The 2,530-nt window shown below is 68.9% G+C and carries 2 protein-coding genes and 1 pseudogene; all 3 read left to right on the top strand.

Going from position 1 to position 2,530, the window contains the following annotated elements:
• Positions 1-308: pseudogene (locus tag ACFWF3_RS31895) on the top strand (NUDIX hydrolase); the annotation flags it as partial.
• A 219-nt stretch (positions 309-527) separates the two neighbouring features.
• On the top strand, positions 528-1,544 hold the full coding sequence (locus tag ACFWF3_RS31900) for an alkaline phosphatase family protein (protein ID WP_379317508.1): 1,017 nt from the start codon (positions 528-530) through the stop codon (positions 1,542-1,544).
• Between the two features lie 307 nt (positions 1,545-1,851).
• Positions 1,852-2,530: HD domain-containing protein (locus ACFWF3_RS31905; RefSeq protein ID WP_379317510.1), on the top strand; the 679-nt coding region annotated here is incomplete at its 3' end.

Genomic DNA, 2,530 nt, shown 5'->3' on the forward strand with positions numbered 1-2,530 from the left:
GGGTGGGCTTCGACGAGGTCCCGCCGCTGGCGTTCGACCACAATCGCATCGTCGATACCAGTCGTGCGTTGCTGGCCGGACTTCTGTGGAAGGACCCGACGCTCACCCGGGCACTGGCGGGCACCGAGTTTCCCGCCACCCGCGCGGTCGATCTCAGTACCTCCCTCCACGGCACTCGTCCCGACCCGGCCAACCTCAACCGCACGCTCGCCGCGATTCCAGGGCTCGGCCGGACCGGTGAACGTCGCCGGGTGAAAGCCACCGGGCGGCCTGCTGTGGTGTGGGCGTTCGACGTCGACGGACACTGAGCCCCGGCGACCGGATTTCCGACTCTCGCTCGGTGTCGCCATCGGTGAGATCGCTTGCCTGCGGCAGTATTTCGGCGTGCGCGCCGAGGCGGCGGAACTCGCCTCGCCCGTTCGCGGGATGTTCAGCGAGGCGTCCGATGCGTGCGAAGCCGATGAAACGTCGATGAACACCGTCGCGTCGGCCTCGCCGCGTCGGTGCCGATCCCGCATCGTGAGGACATGCGCGAGATGTCGGCTCCGGCGAAAGTGCTCGCAGCGCTGGTGACGGCGTTGGTGACGATTCCGCTGGTGGGATCGACGGCAGGCTCGGTAGCGGCGTTCGACGACGTGGGGGCGAGGGTCGACGCGGCGGCCGCGTTCGGTGCTCCGCGGCGCGGGGCGGGCGAGGTGGTGAACAAGGTCGTCGTCATCGGGATCGATGGGCTGATGTTCGACAAGGCCGATGCGGCACAGGCACCGCGATTGCGGCATCTCGCCGCGCAAGGGCTGCTGTCGCAGGGGACCATCGCGGGGCACATCACGATTTCCGGGCCGTCGTGGGCCAGCGCGCTGACCGGGGTGTGGGACACTGAGCACGGGATCACCGACAACGAATTCGACGCGAGTCCGTTCCTGGCGCACCCGAGCGTGTTCACCCGGATCGAACGGGCCGACCCCACTCGGCACACGGTATCCATCGGCACCTGGCACCAGATCGCGACGATCGCCGCCACCGGTGACCGGCGCGCCGACATCGCCCTCACCACCGCACCCGTCGTCGACGATCCCGACGAGTCGGCCACCGATGCCGCGACCGCCACCGAAGTGGTGTCCGCGATCGAGCGTTCCGGCCCCGATCTGGTCTTCACCCACCTCGACCAGATCGACCTGGCGGGCCACCGGCACGGCGGTGCGTCCCGCGCCTATCTCGCCGCGATTCGCCGGGTGGACGCGCTCGTCGGCCAGATCGTCGCGGCGGTCGACCAGCGCGCGCACGCTCGTCCCCGTGAACAGTGGACCGTCCTGGTCACCACCGACCACGGCCACCTCCCGGCCGGTGGCCACGGCGGCCAGACCCCCGCCGAAACCGCCAACTTCGTCATCGCCCGCGGCCCCGACTTCACCCCGGGCACCGTGACCAGCGCCCACACCCTGGTGGACCTCACGCCCACCGTCCTCGACCTCCTCGCCGCCCCGCCCGGCCGTCTCGACGGCCACAGTCTCCGCACCCGCCCGATGCCAGGCGATGAGCGCTGACAGATTCGGCCCCCAGGCACTCCCGCTCAGGCGGGATCCGCGACTCGGTCCCGAACAAAACCACTGATCACGCTGGGAGATGGGTAACGCGCCGGGGACGTCCGAACCTGTCGAACACCTATCCGCACTCCCGGAAACTCACTACGCTGCCCGGGAACGACCGGCAGAAACCGCGAAGAGGCGGATTAGCCGCAGGCCTGTGACCCCGGTGACTCGAACGCCAGGTCGGTACGAGGACTAAAGTGAGGACCTGGGCGGTTGCAGCACTCGGCCGACAAGGTCCGAATGCAGCGTGAGAGGTGGTGGCATGACTCGACAACTGGGCGAGGCGAAGGTTGGGCAGGAATCCACCGGCGCCACGCCGAGCCAGGGTGCACCGGCGAAGACCCCCGAAACCGCCAAGCAGTCCCCGACAGCCTCGGTGCCCAGTTCGGCGTCTCGGCGGGTTCGTGCGCGGCTGGCTCGGCGGATGACCGGTCAACGGGGGATCGCGGCGGTCAAGCCGGTGCTCGAACCGTTGGCCACCGTCCACCGCGAGCTGTACCCGAAGGCCAATCTCGGCCTGCTCCAGCGCGCCTTCGACGTCGCCGACGAACGCCACGCCAAGCAGTTCCGCAAGTCCGGCGACCCTTACATCACGCACCCGCTCGCCGTCGCCAACATCCTGGCCGAGCTCGGCATGGACACGACCACCCTGGTCGCGGCCCTGCTGCACGACACCGTCGAGGACACCGGCTACTCCCTCGAGCAGCTCAAGGAAGAGTTCGGGCAGGAAGTCGCCCACCTCGTCGACGGGGTCACCAAACTCGACAAGGTCAACCTGGGCGCGGCGGCCGAGGCCGAGACCATCCGCAAGATGATCATCGCCATGGCCCGCGACCCACGTGTGCTGGTGATCAAGGTCGCCGACCGGTTGCACAACATGCGCACCATGCGTTTCCTGCCGCCGGAGAAGCAGGCCAAGAAGGCCAAGGAAACCCTCGAGG

Source organism: Nocardia sp. NPDC060220, assembly GCF_042727815.1.
Taxonomy (GTDB): Bacteria; Actinomycetota; Actinomycetes; order Mycobacteriales; family Mycobacteriaceae; genus Nocardia.

What these genes read in the sequence shown, in the direction of transcription:
- ACFWF3_RS31900 (WP_379317508.1), top strand. Translation starts at nt 528, where the DNA reads ATGCGCGAGATGTCGGCTCCGGCGAAAGTGCTCGCAGCGCTGGTGACG.